Annotated in this window: 10 protein-coding genes; 8 read left to right on the top strand and 2 right to left on the bottom strand. The window is 67.3% G+C overall.

Translation table 11 applies throughout. From position 1 onward, the window contains the following. Positions 1-38 precede the first annotated feature (38 nt). Both NON22_RS07190 and NON22_RS07195 read right to left on the bottom strand, forming a co-directional pair. Positions 39-1,250, bottom strand: a complete 1,212-nt coding sequence (locus NON22_RS07190; RefSeq protein WP_257386252.1) for an SMP-30/gluconolactonase/LRE family protein — start codon at positions 1,248-1,250, stop codon at positions 39-41. A gap of 204 nt (positions 1,251-1,454) precedes the next feature. Beyond that, entirely contained in the window at positions 1,455-2,075 is a 621-nt protein-coding gene (locus NON22_RS07195) for a hypothetical protein (protein ID WP_257386253.1), read from the bottom strand. A gap of 131 nt (positions 2,076-2,206) precedes the next feature. Between NON22_RS07195 and NON22_RS07200 the strand changes: the two genes are divergently transcribed. The 8 genes from NON22_RS07200 to NON22_RS07235 all read left to right on the top strand — a co-directional run. Further along, the gene (locus NON22_RS07200) at positions 2,207-2,785 is read left to right on the top strand and encodes an ECF-type sigma factor (protein WP_257386254.1); all 579 of its coding nucleotides are present in this window, start codon (positions 2,207-2,209) and stop codon (positions 2,783-2,785) included. 117 nt (positions 2,786-2,902) lie between these two features. After that, positions 2,903-4,300 carry a hypothetical protein gene (locus tag NON22_RS07205; protein ID WP_257386255.1) on the top strand — a complete coding sequence of 466 codons (1,398 nt, stop codon included), beginning with the start codon at positions 2,903-2,905 and terminating at the stop codon, positions 4,298-4,300. Between the two features lie 470 nt (positions 4,301-4,770). Continuing rightward, positions 4,771-5,568, top strand: coding sequence for an SAM-dependent methyltransferase (locus NON22_RS07210; RefSeq protein ID WP_257386256.1), 798 nt, complete (start codon positions 4,771-4,773; stop codon positions 5,566-5,568). A 5-nt stretch (positions 5,569-5,573) separates the two neighbouring features. Beyond that, complete coding sequence (locus NON22_RS07215; protein ID WP_257386257.1) at positions 5,574-6,098, top strand: GNAT family N-acetyltransferase; 525 nt, start codon at positions 5,574-5,576, stop codon at positions 6,096-6,098. Between the two features lie 222 nt (positions 6,099-6,320). Further along, positions 6,321-6,602: a hypothetical protein gene (locus NON22_RS07220; RefSeq protein ID WP_257386258.1), complete on the top strand. Its 282-nt coding sequence runs from the start codon at positions 6,321-6,323 to the stop codon at positions 6,600-6,602. Then, the gene (locus NON22_RS24890; protein WP_257386259.1) at positions 6,592-8,433 is read left to right on the top strand and encodes a diguanylate cyclase; all 1,842 of its coding nucleotides are present in this window, start codon (positions 6,592-6,594) and stop codon (positions 8,431-8,433) included. Before NON22_RS07220 ends, NON22_RS24890 begins: the two co-directional genes overlap by 11 nt. A 76-nt stretch (positions 8,434-8,509) precedes the next feature. Beyond that, positions 8,510-19,945 carry a non-ribosomal peptide synthetase gene (locus tag NON22_RS07230; RefSeq protein WP_257386260.1) on the top strand — a complete coding sequence of 3,812 codons (11,436 nt, stop codon included), beginning with the start codon at positions 8,510-8,512 and terminating at the stop codon, positions 19,943-19,945. Positions 19,946-19,998: 53 nt separating this feature from the next. Next, on the top strand, positions 19,999-20,737 hold a 739-nt coding region (locus NON22_RS07235; RefSeq protein WP_257386261.1), incomplete at its 3' end, for an AraC family transcriptional regulator.

Here is a 20,737-nt window from a genome sequence, read left to right on the forward strand (position 1 = left end):
GCGTCGCCGCAGCGCCCGCGCCGCGGCGACGCGAGGCTTCAGCGCAGCGGCACGCGCCGCAGCATGATCGGCGACAGGCGCGCGCCGGCGCGCAGGGATTCCCGCTCGGCGTCCCACTTCCAGATCTGGCTGTTGGCGATGTAGACGAAGCCGTCGGGCGTCAGCGCGCCGGTGGTCGGCTCGTTCAGGTCGACGATGGCCGATTCCAGCGTCTCGACGCGATGGATCTCGCGGCCGTCGGCGGACAGGCGCGCGCGCAGCACGCGTCCGGCGCCGAAGCCGTTCTGCACGCCGACGAGATAGCGGTCGGCCAGGTACAGGCCGTCGATGCCGCCGACAGCCGCCCCGTTCGGCGCCGCGAGCAGCTGGGCCTGGCCGCTGGCGGCGTCGATGCGGCTGATGCCGTTGTAGACCGCGACGTAAACCGCATCGTGCGCATCGTCGCAGGCCATGCCGTTCGCGGCGATCGCATGGCCGGGCTCCGTCCAGAGGCTCAATGCCGCATCCGCCGGACCGGCGCGGAACAGCCGGCTCTGCTCGCTGTCGCTGACGAACAGCCGGCCGTCGCGCATGAGGCACAGGTCGTTGAGGAACGCCGCGTCGGCCGCGGTCATGCGTGCGAGCTCGCGGCCGTCGGCCAGGGCGATGCGCACGACGAACGGCTTCGCGGTGCCGGCCGCGCGGGCGCTCGGCGTCGGATCGACGACGGCGAGCAGGGTCTCGCCGTCGCCGGCGACGGTCATGCCGAGCACGACGACCGGTTCGTCGACCGACCAGAGCAGGCTGACGCGGCCGTGCCGGTCCACCGCGTGGATGCGCGGCGCGTTCATCGCGCCGACGACGAAGCGGTCGCGTTTCGCGTCGTAAGCCAGGCCTTCGGGCACGAGCCCGGCGACGTTGACGAGCAGCGCGCGCTGGCCGCGTTCGCGGCGTTGCTGCTGGCGCTGCAGCTTGAGCTTGAGCGCGCGGAACTCGTCGCGGTTCTGCAGGGCCGGAAAGTCGCGCGGATTCACGCCGAGATCCCAGCCGCGCTTGAGCAGCAGCGCGAGCCATTGCAGCGCCGCGTCGTCGAGGCCGTCTTCCGCACTGAACCGCGCGAGCATGTAGGCGAGATAGTGCGACTGCGGCTGCTCCGCATAGCGCCGGCTCAGCGCGGCGATGGCCTCGGCATGGTCCGTCGCGGTCTGCGCCCGCAGCGGCGCCGCGGCCGCGAGCGCGATCAGCAACAGCAGACAGATTCTCGACACCACGCCGCACTCCCGATGGCCGCAACAGCCGCGCGAAGCGACAAGCTAGCCGCAGCGGCGGTGCCGGCTCAAGCCTCGGTGTTGCGGCGCTTGCGGGCCGCTGCGGTGTCGATCGCCGGCGGCGGCGCTTCGATACGCCGCCGCCGGCAGTGGGTTGCGTACGCCCGACGTTCGTTCGCGCCGGCCGCGCGAACGAGCGGCAAGCGCCTACGGCGCCGTCGCGAGCACGAAGTTGTCGAACGCCGCGCTCGTGCCGGCCATCTTCTCGCCGAGCACGAGCAGGCCGCTCTGGCCCGCCGTCAGATCCGTGTCGCGCGCCTCGAGGCGGCTGCCGTCGCGAGCCGTGAAGCGCAGGCGGTCGCCGGCGCATTCCACGCTGAGCTGCGTGTCGACGCTGCCGGCCATGATGCTCTTGACCTTGCCCTGGGCCAGCGGCGTCGGCTTGCCGTCCTTGACCTTGACGATCAGCAGGCTGGCGTCGCCGCGCGCGAGAAAGCCGTAGAAATTGCCGTGGTCCTTGAAGCGGCAGGCCAGTCCGCCGGCGCCGGCGCCGAGGCCGGCGTAGAGGAACAGGTCGGCCTGGATGCGCACATTGCCGTCGGCGGCCTGGTGCGGCGCCGGCACGAAGCCGAAGGCGCCGTCGGCGACCGGCGTCATCTGGTACTGGCCGCTGTCGGTGTAGACCGCGAAACCGAGATCGCTGCTGCGCGTCGCGGCCTTGTCCTGCCAGCCGCTGGCCGGGTCGGAGAAATCGTCGCGCACGAGGTCGGCCGCGGCGGCCGGCGCGGCGCCGAGCGCCAGGAGAATCGCGAGAGTCGTTGCCTGCATGGTCCTGCTCCGTCGACGGCGGCGTGCCGTCCTCGTGCTCGCCGTACGCAGGAACGCGCGATTTCCTCCGCGGCGCCGGGCCGCGACCGGCCGCACGCCGCGGCGCCGGCTCCGCGCTTATGCTTGCGCGCATGGACGACCATGCCGACATCACGGGCTGGCTGCGCGACTGGCAGGACGGCGACGCGATCGCGCGCGACCGCGTGTTCGGCCGGCTCTACGGCGAGCTCAAGCGGCTCGCCGCCGTGGTGCTGCGCAGCGAGTCCGGCCACGAGACGCTGCAGCCGACCGCGCTGCTCAACGACGCGCTGATCAAGCTGATCGAGGCGCGCCAGGCGCCGGCGGCCGAGGACCGCGGCCATTTCGCGCGCATCGTCGCGCGCGCGATGCGCCAGATCCTCGTCGACCGCGCGCGGCGCAAGCTGGCCGACAAGCGCGGCGCGGGCCAGGCGCCGGAATCGCTGGACGCCGGCATCGAGATTCCGGTCCTGGCCAATCCGGCCGAGCTCGTCGAGCTCGACGATGCGCTCTCGACCTTGGCCGCGCTGGACCCGCGCGCGGCCAGCGTCGTCGAGCTGCGCGTGTTCGCCGGCCTGACGATCGACGAGACCGCGCAGGCCATGGACATCAGTGCGTCGTCGGTCAACCGCGAATGGGCGCACGCCTGCGCCTGGCTCAAGACCGACGTGTTCGCGGCGCGGGAACCGTAGCGGAACGGGACGTCGCCTGCGCCGTGCTGCGGGCCGGACGTCTGCCGGCCGCGGAGAAAACCCGCCGCGGCTGCGTACTGCGGGCTGCGCGATCGGCGCGGCTTCCGGGTGATCCTCATGTTTCCACGCTTGCTCAACGGGCTGACGGCGCTCGCGTTCGCGGCCGCCGCCGGCGGCGCGGCCGCTCACGACGGTCCGCTCGATCCCGCCTTCGGCGACGGCGGCATGCGCGCCTACGGCTTCCAGTCGGTCGACGGCAGCGGCCGCGACGACCGGGCCGCCGTCGCGTGTCCGCGTGCCGACGGCGGTCTCGTCGTGGCCGGCGCGGCCTCCGACGCGCGGCGCATCGTCACGGCGCGCCTGCTGCCCAATGGCGACTACGATCCGGCCTTCAGCATCGACGGCCGCGAAACCTTCGAGCTCGCGATGACGCCGGCAACGCCGATGACCGGGCTGTGCCTGCCCGACGGCAAGATCCTGCTCGCGCGCCGGCTCGCCGCGGCCACGCCCGGGCAGTCCGACGTGCAGCTCATCCGCATCGACGGCAACACCGGACTGCCCGACGCGAGCTTCGGCCAGAACGGCGTGCACCTGCTCGACATGGACGGCTGGGAGAGCGGCCTCGACGGCATGGAGTCGCCCTATGCGCTCGCGGCGCTCGACGGCGGCGAGGTGCTCGTCATGGGCCGCGTGCGGCGAGCCGGCCGCGACGTCGCATTCGCCGCGCGCGTGACGGCGCAGGCCCAGGTGCCGGCGGCCCGCGTCTTCGTCGACGCGCCGAACCGCGCGACTGCGCACGTCCTGCTGACCGCCGCACCGGCCAGCGACGGCCGCCTCTGGGGCATCGTCGAAGGCGTGCAGCCCGGCGCGACGCGCGTCACGCCGTTCCGCGTGCGCTTCGACCGGCAGACCCTGCAGTGGCTGGACGTGCCCGATCCGCTACCGGGCGCCGGCGAGGATATCTACGCCGGGCCCGGCGCGCGCGTGCGCGACGACGTCATCGCCGTGCCGCTGATGCAGACCGTGGCCGGCACCGATCCGCTGCGGTTCCTGCCGGCATTGATGATCTACCGCGCCGGCGGCAAGGTGTTCCTGCCGCTGCCGCCGCCGTCCCTGCCCGGCGAAACCCTGACCCTGAATACCGCGTTCGCGTCGCAGTCGGTCACGGTATTGCCCGGCGGACGCGTGCTCGTGACCGCCGGAGTCGGCCGCCCCGGCGAGTTCGTCGACCGCGGCATGCATCTGGCGGTCGTGCGCATCGGCGACGCGGCCGGCGACGATGCGCTCGAAACGTCGTTCGGCACCGGCGGCGCGCAGACCGCGGCGTTCCGCTCGGCCGGCGCGGCCTGCACCGGCGCGCTGGTCGAGCAGACCTTCGCCGCGGGCACGTTCTGGCGCGGCCAGCCGGTCCTCGTCGGCTATGCCGACGCGGACTGCAGCAATCCCGGCGGCGGCCGCGACTACCTCGTCGCGCGGCTGGACACGGATCGCATGTTCGCCGACGGGTTCGACTGACTACCCGTGTCCCGAGAAGCCGCTTCGAACTCGATGTCACGAGACAGCTCGCTCCCGGCCATCGATTGAGCGGACCACTGCGGACCCGCGACGTCGAGCCGCGGCTGCAGCGGTTCTGCGGCGCGGCAAGGCGCCGGTCACGGCGCCGGCGCCCGCTGCGGGCGCGCGGCGGAACCGTCCTGCGCCTCATTCCCCGTGACGGTTGCCGCGCGGGCTGGCACCGGTTTCCCTTCTGCCCGTGCCGGTCCCGCGATCGTCTGCACAAGCATGAACGGCCGACGCATCGCCGTGGTCTGGTATGCGATGTGCATACGCTTCGCTTGCAGAGATGACGCGGTTCATTTCTCACGAAGCAACAACGTCACACTTGCCGCGCTGCGTCGATTGCGCATAAGTTCCGCTTTCACAGCGGTTCGTGCCGGCGGCGACAGCCCGCGACGGGGAACGGGCGGACCGAACGGAGGGGGAGCATGGCGCACGAGGGCAGTCTGGTCTGTGTGGGCCTGGGCATGACCCTGGGCTCGCACCTGAGTCCGCTCGCACGCAGCCATATCGAACGGGCCGACGTCGTGTTCGCCGGGGTGTCCGACGGCATCGTCGAGCTCTGGCTGCAGCGCATGCATCCCGACGTGCGCAGCCTGCAGCCCTACTACCGCGAAGGCCTGTCGCGCCTGCGCACCTACGAGCAGATGGTCGAGGCCATCCTCGCCGAGGTGCGCGCGGGCAAGAAGGTCGTCGGCGCGTTCTACGGCCATCCCGGCGTGTTCGCGCTGCCGCCGCACCGCGCCATCGCCCAGGCCCGCGCCGAAGGCTATGCGGCGCACATGGACCCGGGCATCTCGGCCGAGGACTGCCTCTACGCCGACCTCGGAATCGACCCGGGCCGCGTCGGCTGCCAGCATTACGAAGCCAGCCAGTTCATGTTCTACCGGCGCCGCGTCGACACCTCGGCCTACCTCGTGCTCTGGCAGGTCGGCATCGCCGGCGACCAGTCGCTCGCGCGCTTCTCCACGCCGGCGGTCTACCGCGAGGTGCTCGTCGACGTGCTCGCGCGCGACTATCCGCGCGACCATCCGGCGATCATCTACAAGGTCGCGACCCTGCCCATCCAGACGCCGCGCATCGAACACACGACGATCGCCGGCCTCGTCGATGCCGACATCGACCTGCACGCGACTGTCGTGCTGCCGCCGGCGCGCGAGCTCGAACCCGATCACGAGGTGCGCGAACGGCTGAGCGCGCTGGACCGGGCCGTGGGGTATGCGTGAACGCCATGGAACCGACGCTGACGGCAGCGCTCACATTCAATACTCCGAGCGCCTGCGTGCGTCCGCTCGATCCCGGCGACGTGAATCTGTACTGCCGCATCTACGGCGACGAGGACACCATGCGTCACGTGGGTCCGCCGCTGTCGCTTGCCCGGGCACGACGGAGCTTCGCTGGTGCACTGCGTCAGACGCATGCCGCTGCCCCGGCCGCATTGTTTGCCGCGGTGACGTCGACCGACGGCAGGGACGGCATCGGCATCTGCGGACTGCGCGAGATCGACTTGCCGCGTCGATGTGCCGAGGTTGGTCTGCTGCTGCTGCCCACGGCGCGAGCACGCGGGTTGGGCAAAGAAGTACTGTGTCGTCTGATCGAGCGTTGCCTCGTGCCGCAATTGCTTGATGAGATCTATCTGGAATACGACTTGAACAACGTGCCCATGGCCAAGCTGGCCATGCGCGCGGCCTTCGTGCCGGAAGAAAAGGCGGAGAAACCACTGCGTCGCTGTGTTCGTCGTCGGAGTGTCGCTTAGGTAGCCGGCTTGAGTCCGTATTGCCCTGGTGGCGAACCCGCGCCGCCAGCGACCCAGGACGGGTCGGACGAGAATCGGCTGCGTTCAGAGCCGGCTTTCGGGACAAACGCGCGGGTTCGCCTGCGTTTGGATTGGACCGGGCCGGCAACTGCCAGTCAGCCTCTCGGCATCCGGTTCCTGGCTGTGATCAGTCATGTTGCGGTTAAACCAGGAGGAAAACACATGTCCAAAGTCATCGAGTTTCTGAACAGCATGGGTGGCGACGCGCGGTTGCGCTATGCCGACGCGGCGCAGCTCGCCGCTGTGCTCGAGCGTACGCAGATCGATCCCGCTGTACGCGATGCGATCCTCGGCAGCGATCAAGCTGCTCTGGCGGCGCTGCTCGGCGCACGCACGAATGTGGTTTGCGGCTTCGCACCGGCCCAGGACGACGACGAACAGGAGCAGTCGCCGGACGATGGCGAGGAAATCGTCGCGCTGCAGAATACGGTTCGTGCGGCTTAAGACGCACACACTGCGCAAAGCGGTCGGCGCGATCGCCCGGCTTTCGAGGCCGGCCGGTCGCGCTGTCGTTCTGTTTCTGGCAGTGCTGGTCGGTACGGCGCTGGCTCTGCAGCCCACCGAAATCGATCGCCTGCTTGCTCAGGCAGATGCGATCAAGAGCTCGGACTATCAGGAATTCGGTCGCGTACTCGACCGCTTGCAGACGGTAGAAAACCTTTCGCACAGCCAGACGAGTTATCTGGACTATCTGCAAGCCTGGCGCCTGGGGTATGCCGGCGAATACGACGTCGCCATTCCGAAATATCAGGAAGTCATCAAGACATCCGACGATCTCACTCTGCAGTTCCGCGCAACGGCGAGCATGGTCAATACGCTGGTCATTGCACGGCGCTACCACGAGGCCTTCACCTACCTCGACCTGTTGGTCGAGCGCTTGCCGCAGGTCAGCGACCGCGCCGCCCGGGCCCAGGCGTTTCACATGGCCGCCTACCTCAACAATCAGGTCGGTCAATACGAGCTGGCCGAGGATTTCAGCGAGCGGCTCATCGCAGAAAGTCCCGACGGCCGCGGCGAATGCATGGGGCGTCAGCTGCAGATCGAGTCGTTTTACAAGCAGAAGAAGCTCGATCCCGACGGCGAAGACGTCCGTCTAGCCCTCGAGGCCTGCAATCGCGTCAAGGAAGTCGTGTTCGGCAACTTCGCGCGTACCTTCGTCGCCCGCGAACTCATCGACCGACAGAAATATCAGGCCGCGGCCGATCTGTTGAATGCCGTTTACGACGACGTCCAGGAAACGCGCTATCCGCATTTGATCGCCCAGGTCGACGTCGTGCTGGCACAGGCCCAGTGGAATCTGCATAACCTGGCGCAGGCGCGCACCTATGCACTGCGTGCTATCGAGCGGCGCATCACCGGGCAGGCAACGGAACCTACGGTTGCCGCGTACTATCTGCTCTACAAGATCGCCCAGCAGCAAGACGACGTGCGCGGGGCGCTGAGCTACCACGAGAAATTCGCGGAAGCCGATCGGCAGAATTTCGACGACGTCAGTGCCCGCTCACTGGCCTATCAGATGGCACGGCACCAGTCGATCGCCAACAAGCTGCAGATCGATGCGCTGAACAAGCAGAACCAGGTGCTTCAACTGCAGCAGGATCTCGGCGCGAAGGCCGCGGAGACGAGCCGTCTCTACATCGCAATGCTGGTCGCCGGCCTGCTCCTCGTCTTCCTGTGGGCGTTCTACACCAAACGCCGGCAGATGCATTTCCGCACCTTGTCCCAGCGCGACGGGCTCACCCAGATCGCCAACCGGCCGCATTTCCTCGATCTGGCTGGCCGGGCGCTCGAGGAATGCCGGCGCACACGCGTGGAGTCGGCTGCGATCCTGCTCGACCTGGATCATTTCAAGATCATCAATGACCGCTACGGCCATGCCGCCGGCGATCATGTGTTGCGCAAGGTGGCTGCCGTCTGCCAGTCGTATCTGCAACAGCCGAATCAGTTTTTCGGGCGCATAGGCGGCGAGGAGTTCGCGATTCTGCTCATCGGCTGCGACGAGGATCGCGCCGTGGGGCTTGCCGAGCTGCTGCGCAATGCGGTCCGGGCGACGAATACGGACGACGCTTTCGGCCACTGCCCGGTATCGGCGAGCTTCGGCGTGACGTCGACGACGAAAGCCGGCTACGAGCTGCATCATCTGCTCGCGTGTGCCGATGCCGCTTTGTACAAAGCAAAACTCGAGGGACGCGACAGGGTGGCGCGTTTCGACGCATCGTTGACGGCACGACGCACACAGAACGATCCGCTTCCAGGCGGCATGCGTAGAATTTGACGCCCCCATCCGCAGGCGAAGGATTGCCGGTTCGGCAGCAGTTCCTTTGACTTTTCTGCGGAATACGGGGGGGATTATGGGCAACGAAAACGAAGCCATGGCCGCGCCGGCCGGGCCGTTCCTGCGCGCAGCCGGCGAAGAGGCGTTGCCGCTGGCATTGGCTCAGCGGCGCATCTGGTTTCTCAGCGGCCTCGGTAACGACGCGGCGGAAGCCTACATGGTGTCGACCGGCGCCCGTATTTGTGGCGGCGTCGACGCCGTCGCATTGCGCCGTGCGCTGAATCTGCTGTGGCAGCGCCACGATGCGTTGCGCGCGCGTATCGTCGAAACCGACGGCGCGCCGCGGCTGCTTCTCGACATCGCGCCGGACACGGGTTTTGCGCTGCAGGAATACGACTTCAGCAACGAGACCGCTGCAGCAGCGCGGTTGGACAGTTTCATCGAGTCGGATTTTTCCGCCGGCTTCGAGCTGGCACAGGGGCCCTTGATTCGTGCCAGCCTCATCACGATGCCGCGGGACGAACATGTCTGGCTGCTGGCCGTACATCATCTGATCTTCGACGGTACCTCGACCTACTACTTCGCACGTGAGCTGGCGGAGCTCTATCGCGCGCTGCGGCACGGCCAGGCGCCGTCGACGGGACCGGTACGACGCTTTGCCGACTGCATCGCGCTGCAGCAGAGCGAAGGCTTCCAGCTGAAATTGCGCCAGCAGGCCGATTTCTGGAGGGAGGCTCTGCGCGGCGCGCCGATGCTCTCCGCTTTGCCGACGGATCGCCCGCGAGGCGCGGATCACGATTTTCGCGGCGGTCTCGTCGGCGGGCACATCGACGTCGCGACCACGGCGCGCCTGCATTCACTGGCGCGGCGTCATCGCACGAGCCTATTTAGCGTGCTGCTGGCCAGCTGGGCCTGTCTGCTGCAGCGTCTGGGCCAGCAGGACGAAGTCGTCGTCGGCATATCGACGAACGGCCGCTCGGTGCGTGAGTTCCGCAATGTCGTCGGTTGCTTCCTCGGTACGGTGCCTGTGCGTATTTCCCTGATGGAGACGCCCGCCGCTGCGATACGCCACGGCGCGGAGCAGCTGCGAGCCGCGACCGACCACCAGGATCTTCCGTTCGAACGAATCGTCGAAGCCGCGAAAGCGGAACGCAATCTGGCCCAGAATCCGCTGTTCCAGACATTGATCAACTGGTACGGCAGTGGCGCCGGAGGCTTCGAGTTCGACGGCGCCGAGATCGCGCCGCTGCCCGGCGTCCTGCGCAAGTTCGGCCTCGCCGACGCCACGCTCGACGCAAAGCAGGCGCGCTCGCTCGCGCTCTACGGCGGAACGGTGGAGAGGGTCGTCGCGAAACTGGACCTGACCTTGCTGATCTGGGAAATGGACGGGGTAATCACACTCGGCATCGAATATGCCGAAGCCCTGTTCGACCGCGCAACCGTGGAGAGCTATGTCGCCCGCTGGCAGCGAATATTGGTCGCGTTCGTCGAGAACGATCAGCAACCGCTGGCGCGTATCCCGCTCGTCGACGAAAGCGCGCGCGCGCGCATGCTGCAGGAATGGAATGCCACCGAGGCGATCAGACCCCGTGTCACCTTGAGCAGCCTGATCGCTGAACAGATGGTGCGTTCACCGCAGCGCGTCGCTCTGCGTCATGGTTCCGAAACACTGAGCTACGCCGAGCTCGGTGCGCGCGTCGAGCAGCTGGCCGGCCAGCTCGCCATACGTGGCATCGGCACAGGTGCTCGCGTGGCGGTGCAGATCGAACGCGGCAACCTGCTCGTCGTGGCGCTGCTCGCGGTACTCCGCTGCGGGGCGGCTTACGTGCCGCTGGATCCGCAGCATCCGTCGGCACGTCGCCAGTACGCGATGCGTGACGCCAGTGTCCGCGCGCTGCTGGTCGCCGGACCGGCAGACAGCGATGCCGCCGCCGCGGCGGAGATCACCATCGACATCACCGGCCTGGATGGCAGCAGGGAGCCATCGGCCCCGGCAATGCCGGACCGGGCGGGTGCCTGCAGTCCCGCTTACGTGATCTACACATCAGGCACGACGGGTACACCCAAGGGCGTACAGGTCGGACAGGCCGCGCTCGTCAACCTGTTGCTGGCGATGCGCGACCGGCTGCCCATCGACGCCAACGACCGCGTGCTAGCGCTGACCACAATCAGCTTCGACATTGCGGCGCTGGAAATCTTCCTGCCGTTGCTCTGCGGAGCCAGCGTCGTCATTGCGGACCGCAGCACCGCGCAGGACCCGCATGCGCTCGCTCAACTGATCGACCAGGCGGACATCAGCCTCGTACAGGCTACGCCGACGACCTGGCGGATGCTCCTGGACGTCGGCTGGCGCGGAAAGTCCGGGCTCACAGCACTTTGCGGCGGTGAGGCATTGCCGGTCGATCTCGCACAGCGCATCGCCGCGCGTGTGACGTCGCTGTGGAACGTCTACGGGCCGACCGAAACCACCATATGGTCGACAATGGAGCGTTTCACCGCCGACGCGGACCCCGGAAGGGCGATTGCCTGTATCGGTCGGCCGATAGCGAACACCCACGCCTATGTGCTGGATCGCAATGGCGAGCTGCTGCCGCCGGGCGTTGTCGGTGAGCTGTACCTCGGAGGGGACGGGCTCGCCGACGGCTATGTCGGACTGAACGAGCTGACGCAGCAGCGCTTTCTGACGAATCCGTTCGCGCCGCAGCAACGCTTCTATCGCACGGGTGACCTGGCCTGTTGGGATCGAAACGGACGTTTGCATCATTGTGGACGTAGCGATACCCAGATCAAGCTCAATGGTTATCGCGTCGAGCTCGAAGAAATCGAAGCACGACTGGCCGAACATGCGGCCGTCAGCGAAGCCGTGGTCGTCCTGCGCAAGGACGGTGTCGGCTACGAGCGCCTGGTCGCCTACTATGTCACGGCCGGGACCGGTCGCAGCGTGGATGCGATACCGCCGGAAGATCTGCGCAATCATCTGCTGCATTTCCTGCCGGCCTACATGGTGCCGGAGGTGTTCATCGGGCTGGAACAGCTGCCGGTATCGATGAACGGAAAGATCGATCGTGGCGCATTGCCTGCGCCTTCGGTGGCCGTACAGCGAACCCGCGAGGCGCCGCAGGCGGGCATCGAGAACGAGATCGCAACGATCTGGAGCGAGCTGCTGGACGGTTGCCTGATCGACAGGCGCGACAATTTCTTCCGCATCGGCGGACACTCCCTGCTGGCCGTGCGCGTGATCGTGCGTCTGCGCCGACAGCTCGGCGTCGAGATGACGGTCGCCGACCTGTTTGCCAATCCGACGCTGGAAACGTTCGCGATCGCAGCCGCCCGTGCTGAAAAGGCTGCGCTGCCGGCCCCTCGCACCGTCTCGCGCGAGGGCCCGCTGGTGCTGTCGTCGGCCCAACGGCGTCTGTGGTTTCTGGCACAGACGGGGACGCTGGCGAGTCGCGCATACCATATGCCCATCGTGCTGGAACTCGACGGCGAGCTGGATCGTGCAGCGCTGTTCGAGTCGTGCCGGCGCATCGTCGCTCGCCACGAAACGCTGCGGACGACATTTGCGCTGTGCGATGGTCAGCCGGCCCAGCGCATACTCGCGCCGCAGGAAGCACCGGTCGAGTGGCGCGAGTTCGATACCGCCACGATGGCGGCCGCCGCGACCCATGAACTGATCGCGGCCGAGATCGCCCGTCCGTTCGATCTGGAAAACCGGCCGCCCTTGCACGCCGCGCTGCTGCGTTGCTCGGCTCGACGGCACATCGCGCTATTCACCGTGCATCACATCGCCTGCGACGGTTGGTCGCTCGATCTGTTTCTCGGTGAATTGCAGGCTCACTACAACGCAGCACGTTCCGGCCGCGCGGCAACCATGCCGGTATTGCCGTTGCAGTACGCGGATTACGCTGCATGGCAGACCGGATTGCTCAGCGAAGGCCGTCTTGCGAGGTCGCTGGATTACTGGAAACAACGCCTCACTGACGCGCCCGAACTGTTCGAGCTGCCCAGCGACCGACCGCGCGGCGCGCAGCAGGACCTGGCCGGCGATCTGCTGCCGTTCGCGGTCGATGCGGAGCTCACCGCCCAGCTGCGCCGTCTCGGCGATCGTTGCGGTGCGACGCTGTTCATGACATTGCTTGCGGGCTGGGCGGCGCTGATGGCGCGTCTGTCGGGCAGTCGCGACTTCGTCATCGGCATGCCTGTCGCCAACCGCGACCTGCCGGAAACGGAGGCGCTGATCGGCTTCTTCGCCAATACCGTCGCGCTGCGCTTCGAGCTCGATGACGACCTGCCGGTGACGGCGCTCGTCGATGTCGCGCGCCGTGAAGTGCTGGGGGCGCAGCAGCATCGCGATCTGCCGTTCGAGCATCTCGTCGAGATCCTGAGCCCACAGCGCAGCCCTGCATATACGCCAGTGTTCCAGATCGCATTTGCTTGGCAGAGCGTGCCACCCACGAAGCCGGTACTCGACGGACTCGACACCGTCCCGCATCTTCTGTTCGGCAACCGGACGGCCAAGTTCGATCTCACGCTCTACCTGTGGGAAGCTGACGGTGGTCTCTCGGGTGGCATCGAATTTGCGAGCGCGCTTTTCGATCGCGCCACGATACGGCGCTACCTCGACTGCTGGCTGGTGCTGTTGCGATCGCTTACGGATGATCCGCAACTGACCCTGCGGCAGCTCGCCCTGCTCGACGCCGCTGCGCAAAGCCGACTGCTGAACAACTTTGCCGCCGGACCACACGTCGACTATGGCAACGAACGCGTCCATCGGCTCGTCGAAGCGGCGGCGCGCAAGTATCCGGACGTCGTCGCGGTGGAGCAGCGGGCGCGCAGGTTGACGTACGCACAACTGCAAGATCGTGCGGAGCGCCTGGAGCGGCGGCTTGCAACGTGGGGCATCCGCGCCGGCGATCACGTAGCTGTACTGCTGCGGCGCAGCCCGGACCTGATCGTCGCGCTGCTCGCGGTGCTGCGTCGCGGAGCCGCCTACGTCATGCTCGATCCGGCGTTGCCGCTGCAGCGTCTGGAACGGATATTCGTCGATTCGCGTGCTCGACTCCTGCTCGTCGACGAAATCGCTCCGGTGCGGCTGAGCATGGCGGCAACGATGGTCGAAGTGGTGAACGATCCGACACCGTTCGCCGCTGCCGCCGCGACGTCCGCGAAGGCTTCCACGCACGTTGCGGCGGAGCGTGTCGATGACATCGCCTACATCGTCTACACCTCGGGCTCCACCGGCGTGCCCAAGGGTATGCTGATCGAGCAGCGCGGATTTGCCAACGTCGTCCGTGCCATTGCTGATGCGTTCGGAATAGTTGCCGGCGATCGCGTGTCGAACGCCTGCGGACTCGCCTTCGATGCCAGCACCATCGACATCTGGCCGGCGCTGTGTACAGGCGCAACATTGGTGCAAACCCCGGTCGAACTTGCAGCCGATGCAGACGCATTCCTGCGCTGGTGGTCCTCCGAAACCCTGCAGTGCAGCTTGCTGCCGACGCCGGTGGCGGAAATCGTACTCGCCCAGAACAGTGCACCGCCCACGTTGCGTGTGCTCGCGACGGGGGGCGCAGCTCTGACACGACATCGGCCGGTCGGCGCGCCTTTCCGGCTGCTGAACGTCTACGGGCCGGCTGAGGCGACGGTGGTGTCGACGATCGACGACGTCGGCTACGAAGGCCGTATCACCGTCGGTCGTCCAATCGCCAATACGCGCGCCTACATACTCGACGCGTCCGGAATGCCTCAGCCCATCGGCGTCGACGGAGAGCTGCATATCGGGGGCGTCGGCGTGGGGGCCGGCTATCTCGGTTTGCCGGAGTTCAACGCGCAGAGTTTTCTAAGGGACCCATTCGTTTCGGTTCCGGATGCGCGCATGTATCGCAGCGGCGATCGTGCCCGCTGGCTGGCCGACGGCCGCATCGAGTTCCTCGGTCGTCGCGACGACCAGATCAAGCTGCGTGGCATGCGCGTGGAGCTTGGCGAGATCGAGGCGGCTCTGGCCGAGATCGAATCCGTGCGTGAAGCCGCGGTCGTATTCGTCCCTGGAATCGCGAAAGAGGGTCAGATCGTCGCCTACGTCAGCAGTCGGCGCGATTCGTCTACCGGGGCGGAAGACGAACGGATCGCCGCATGGCAACGGGTATACGACGATACCTATACGGAAGCGGGCGGCGATGAACTATACGACTTCGACGGCTGGAACAGCAGCTATACCGGTGCGCCGATTGCGCGACAGGAAATGTCGCAATGGCAGCAAGAAACCGTGGAACGCATTCGCGCGCTGAAACCGCGGCGTGTGCTCGAAATCGGCTGCGGCTCCGGCTTGCTGCTGCTGTGTCTGGCACCGGACTGCGAGCGCTACGTCGGCCTGGATTTCTCGGCGCAAGCTCTGCACGACCTGCAGCGCCGCGTAGACCGCAGCGGAATCGGCGGGGTGGCGCTGATCCATTGCCGCGCCGATGAGCTCGACCGCGTCGGCAGCGAAACCTTCGACCTCATCATCGTCAATTCGGTGGTCCAGTATTTCCCCGATCGGAGCTACCTGGATCGCGTGCTCCGTAAAGCCGCGGCGATGCTGCAGCGCGACGGTGCGCTCTTCGTCGGCGATGTGCGCAACGCTCTGCTCGCCGAATCGTTCCACGCGTCGGTGCTGCATTTCCGCGAAGGCTCGGCGTCGCGATCCGAGCTAGCCGCGCGGGCGCGCGCCGCCGTGTTGCAGGAACGAGAACTGTTGATCGCGCCGGCCTACTTTCGCGAGATTGCAGAAAGCCTGTGCATGGAAGGGTTGCGCGTCATACCGAAGACGACGCCGAACTGCAACGAGCTTACCAAGTACCGTTACGACGTTGTTCTGCAGCGGCGTATTTCGCCGCTGCTCGGCGACCCGCGTCGCTTCGATGCGGAGACGAACGCAGCGGCGCTCGACGAGGCTGTGGGCTGGGTCAAACGGCGCGTGGATGCCGTCGCGCTTGTTGTCTCGTTGTCCAATGCGCTGGTCGCAGCGGACGCTGAACTCGTGGATGGCGCGCAGTCCGCAGGTACCGGTGTCAGGCTGTCGCCGTCGGAAGCCGTGGATCGCGTCAGAGCGGCCGGACTTTGCGCCGAGCCGAGTTGGCTTTCCTCCGACCGGCGCGGCCGCTTTCATCTGCTGATAGCGCACGACGAGGCGAAGCTGTGCGATCCGATTCGCCTGACGCGGGATCTGCCGGAAAGCGCCGGGGAATCGACCAACATACCGGCCCAGGCCGCTCACGATGCGCGGTTGCGTCGCGAACTGGCCGCGGCTCTTGCGCAGAAACTTCCTTCCTACATGGTGCCTGCGCAGTTCGTATTGCTGCCGCAGCTGCCGCTGACGCCCAACGGCAAGGTCGATCGAGCGGCTTTGCCACCCGTCGCTACGGTGACCCCCGCGGAAAGCAATCGTCCGTTGCAGACGTCTCTGGAACGGCAGATCGCGGCGATCTGGGGCGAAGTGCTCGGCGTTGTCGTCTCGAGCGCCAACGATCACTTCTTCGCACTGGGCGGTCACTCGCTGGCAGCAGTACAGGTACTTACGCGGCTACGCGAACGATGCGACGTCGAGATGACCTTGGCCGATTTGTTCAGGCGGCCGAGGCTTGTCGACTTTGCTGAATTCGTACAAGCCGGTGCACCGGCGATCAGGACACGTATCCAACCGATCGCGCGCAACGAGACAATGCCGCTTTCGTTCGAGCAGGAAGGTCTTTGGTTCCTCGCCAAGCTCCCGGGAGCGGTGGCCGCCTACAACATGATCGTCGGCCGGCGACTGCAAGGACGGCTCGATGTCGCGGCGCTGCGAAGGGCCTTCGCGGGTGTGGTTGCGCGTCACGAATTACTGCGCAGCTACTATCCCGACGTGGACGGCCGGCCGGTCATGCGTCTGCGGCCACCATACGAGCCGGCGCTCCGCGAGCTGCCCCTTGCAGGGGATGCCGAGGACGCGCTGGACCAAGTGCTCAGGGAGGAGATCGAACGGCAGTTCGATCTCGAATCCGGCCCGCTGCTGCGGGTCAGCCTGCTGCGGGAATCCGACGACCGCCATGTCTTGCTTGTCTCCGTCCACCACATCGTGTGCGACGGCTGGTCGATCGACGTGCTGCTGCGTGATTTGGCCATGTTCTACAACGCGGCGATCGGCGTCGCTGCTGCGCCGTCTCCATTGCCCATCCAGTTTGCCGACTTCGTTGCTGCGCAGCGCAGCAGCGAGGTGCGCCAGCTTGAACGCCAGGCCGACTATTGGCGCGAGACCTTGGCCGGCATACCGCCGCTGCTAGAAGTCGCCGCCGATCGCTTGCGTCCGACGCAGCAGGATTTCAGCGGCGATTTCCTGGCTTGCCGGCTCGATAAGGACCTCTCCGAGCGGATACGTGCAGCAAGCCGTCGTTTCGACACGACCCCATTCGTTTTGCTGCTCGCGAGCTGGGCGATCCTGCTGTCTCGCTTGTCGGGGCGTGACGATCTTGTCATCGGCGTGCCGAGTGCGAATCGCGCGTTGCCGGAAACGCAGGAACTCGTCGGCATGCTGGTCAGCACCTTGCCCTTGCGTCTCGATCTGTCGGGTACGCCGCGGTTGTCGGTCCTGCTCAAGCAGATCGAACAGCGGTCGCTGGCCGCACAGCAGCATCAGGACATTGCCTTCGAGAAAATCGTCGAGATCGTCCGCTCCGAACGCAGTCTTGCCTACAATCCGATCTTCCAGGTCATGTTCGCCTGGCAGGGCGGGCGTCCGGCAGCTCTGCGACTGCATGGGGTCGTGGCGACCCCGCTGCAGGATCGTTCTCCGCGTCATGCGAAGTTCGATCTTTCGCTGCTCCTCGTCGAAGACGACGATAGCATTCACGGCGGCATCGAGTTTGCCACGGCGTTGTTCGATGCGGCGACGATCGAGCGCTATCGGCTGCAATGGTTGGCGTTGCTGGAACAATTTCTCGAGGGCGACCCGACCGTCGACAGAATGGAGTGGCTGTCGGCAGAGGAGCGCTACCAGGTAGTCGACGGGTGGAACGCGACCGCGCGCCCATTTCCGCAAAACCGCTGTCTGCACGAATTGTTCGAGCGACAGGTGGTGGCAACGCCCGACGCGATTGCGCTGGAATCGAGCGACGAGCGGCTGAGCTATACAGAGCTGGATCAGCGCGCGGATCGGCTCGCTGCACATCTACGCGAGCTCGGCGTTGACAACGGTAGCCTGGTCGCGATTCATGTGGGGCGCAGCACCGCCATGATCGTCGGCCTGCTCGCCACGCTGAAGGCAGGTGCGGCCTACGTGCCGCTCGACGTGACGCATCCGGATGCCCGGAAGGCATATGTGGTTGCCGACTGCCGCCCCGGCTGGCTGCTGCATGCCGGAGATCCGCCGGTTCTGGATGGTGTGGAGGCTTCGCCGCAGTTCGTCGACATTTCCCTCGCCGCTGTCGGCAGCGATCCACCGGCTCGTCGTGACTGGATGACGACGGCGACCGCGCTCGCCTACATCATCTACACCTCCGGATCGACGGGCCTTCCCAAGGGTGTCATGGTCGAGCATCGGTCTGTGGTGAACCGCCTCGTCTGGATGCAACGTGAGTTCGCCATAGAGTCCTCGGACGTATTCCTGCAGAAGACCGCCCTGGCCTTCGACGTCTCGGTCTGGGAGATCTTCGTTCCGTTGATCAGCGGCGCTCGTCTGATTCTCGCCGAGGCACAGATCCAGCACGATCCGCAGCGCCTGGCGGAAATCATCCGTAGAGCCGGTGTCACCGTTCTGCATTTCATCCCGTCCATGCTGCACCTGTTTCTTGCGCATGGCGGCGAGGTCGCGCTGCCACGGTTACGCCATGTGGTGTGCAGCGGCGAGGAATTGCCGCCCACGGTCGCGGAGGTATTTCTGCGACGGTTTGCGCCGACCGCTCTACACAATCTCTACGGACCGACCGAGGCGTCGATCGAGGTCACCTGGCACCGCTGCACACCCGACCACGGTGCCGTACGCATACCGATCGGCCGTCCCATCGACAATTGCCGGCTCTACGTGCTCGACGCGCGGCACCGGCCGCTGCCGCCCGGTGTTCCGGGCGAGCTGTACATCGGCGGTCTGCCGCTGGCCCGCGGCTACTGGAACCGGCCCGCGCTGACGAGCGAGCGCTTCCTGCCGGATCCGTTTGCCGACGATGTACACGCGCGCATGTACAAGACCGGCGACCAGGCGCGCTGGCTGGCCAACGGCGAGATCGATTTTCTCGGTCGCAACGATGCGCAGATCAAGCTGCGCGGCTTTCGTATCGAGCTCAGCGAGATCGAAAGCCATCTCGCGCGCTATCCCGGCGTGGAAGAAGCCGCGGTCGCGCTGCGCGATGATGCGGCGCTTGGGCCTAGCCTCGTCGCCTGCTGGGTCGGCGACGCCGGCATCGAGGCGTCGGCATTGCGCGCCTATCTCGCCGCGGCCGTGCCCGACTACATGGTGCCGGCCTTCTTCGTGCGGCTGCCGCAGCTGCCGCTGAACGCCAACGGCAAGCTCGATCGCAACGCGCTGCCGGCGTTGCAGGCGCCGGCGGCGGCAAGCACGTCGACGGTGCCGCAGGGCGGCGTCGAGCAGGCGATCGCCGCCGCCTGGCAGGACGTGCTCGGCCGCGGCGGCTTCGGGCGCGAGGACAATTTCTTCGCGCTCGGCGGCCATTCGCTGCTGACCTTGCGCCTGCGCAAGCGGCTCGAGGCCGAGGGGATCGGTGTCGAGATCGCCGACCTGTTCCGCTATCCGACGATCGCCGGCCTGGCCGCGGCGCTCGCGCAGCGCGAGACGACGGCAGGAACGGGCGCCGTCGCCGTCGTGCGCGCGGGCGGCGAGGGTGTGCCGCTGTTCCTGCTGCACGACGGCTTCGGTCTCACCCTGTACGCGCACGTGCTCGCCGCGCGTCTGGCCGAAGGCTTCCCGGTCTATGCGCTCGACGACGCGGCCGCGGCGCAGGATGAGTCCGCATCGATCACCCTGCTGGCCGATCGCCTGTATGCGGCGCTGCGCGCGGCGCAGCCGCAGGGACCGTATCGCCTGGCCGGCTGGTCCTTCGGCGGCGTGCTCGCCTACGAGCTCGCGACGCGGCTGATCGACGCGGGCGAGAGCGTGACCTATCTCGGCCTGATCGACAGCTATTACCGCTTCGACGAACCGACCACCGACGAGCGGCCCGAGGACTTCGCCGAGGTGCCCCTGCACGTGGCCGCGCTGGAGCCGGCGCTGCGCCGGCAGTGCCTCGCGCGGCACGAGATCTACGCGCTGGCCGCGCGGCGCCACGCGGCGCGGCCGCTGCATCTGACCGTCGACCTGATCAAGGCGCAGCGCTGCGATTTCGCCGCGATGCGCGCTTCGCGCGGCTGGGAACGCGTGTTGCCGGCCGACGCGCTGCGCCTGCACGAAGTGCCCGGCTGCCACTATTCGATGATGACCGCGCCGTTCGTCGACGCGGTCGCGCAGGCGCTGATGCGCGGCCTGGCCGGCAGCGCCGGTCCGGCTTAGGTCGCAGCCGGCCGCTGCGGCGGCGGCCGGAAAACCTGTGGCAAGCTGCGCGCATGCAAGGCGTGCCCGCGAGCTTCGATTTTCCGGCCGACAGTGCCGAGTTCCGCCATCCGGCGCACCGCGGCGGCATCGAGCTGTACCGCGCGCACATCGTGCGGCACGAATTCGAGCCGCACGCGCATGCGGCGTTCGGCCTCGGCGCGATCGAGCGGGGCACGGAGCGCTTCCGCCTGCGCGGCGCCGACCATCTGGCCGCAGCCGGTTCGCTGGTGCTCATGAATCCCGACGAGCTGCACACGGGCCGCGCCGAGACCGAAGGCGGCTGGCGCTATCGCATGATCTATCTGGACGCCGACGTCGCCGCCGAGATCAGCGGCGAGCGCGACTGGTGGTTCGCCGATGCGGTCGCCGCCGATGCGCAGCGCGCGCAGCGCGTGACGGCGCTGCTGGACCGGCTCTGGCAGGCCTCGTCGCCGCTGGCCTTCGACAGCCTGCTGCCGGAACTGCTGCAGCAGCTTGCGCCGCATGCGCGCGGCAGGCGGCCGCCGCGTGCCGAAGGCGCACAGCGTTTTGCGCGCGTCGTCGATTTCCTGCACGCCAACCTGGCCGAGCGCCTGACCCTGGACCAACTCGCCGCGGTGGCCGGTCTCAGCCCGTTCCATTTCCTGCGCCGCTTCCGCGCGCAGTACCACGCGACGCCGCAGCAGATGCTCATGGCGCTGCGCCTGCTGCAGGCCAAGCGCCTGCTCGGCGCCGGCACGGCGCCGGCCGACGTGGCCGCGGCCTGCGGGC

The sequence above is a fragment of the Tahibacter caeni genome (assembly GCF_024609805.1).
GTDB classification, from domain to species: Bacteria; Pseudomonadota; Gammaproteobacteria; order Xanthomonadales; family Rhodanobacteraceae; genus Tahibacter; species Tahibacter caeni.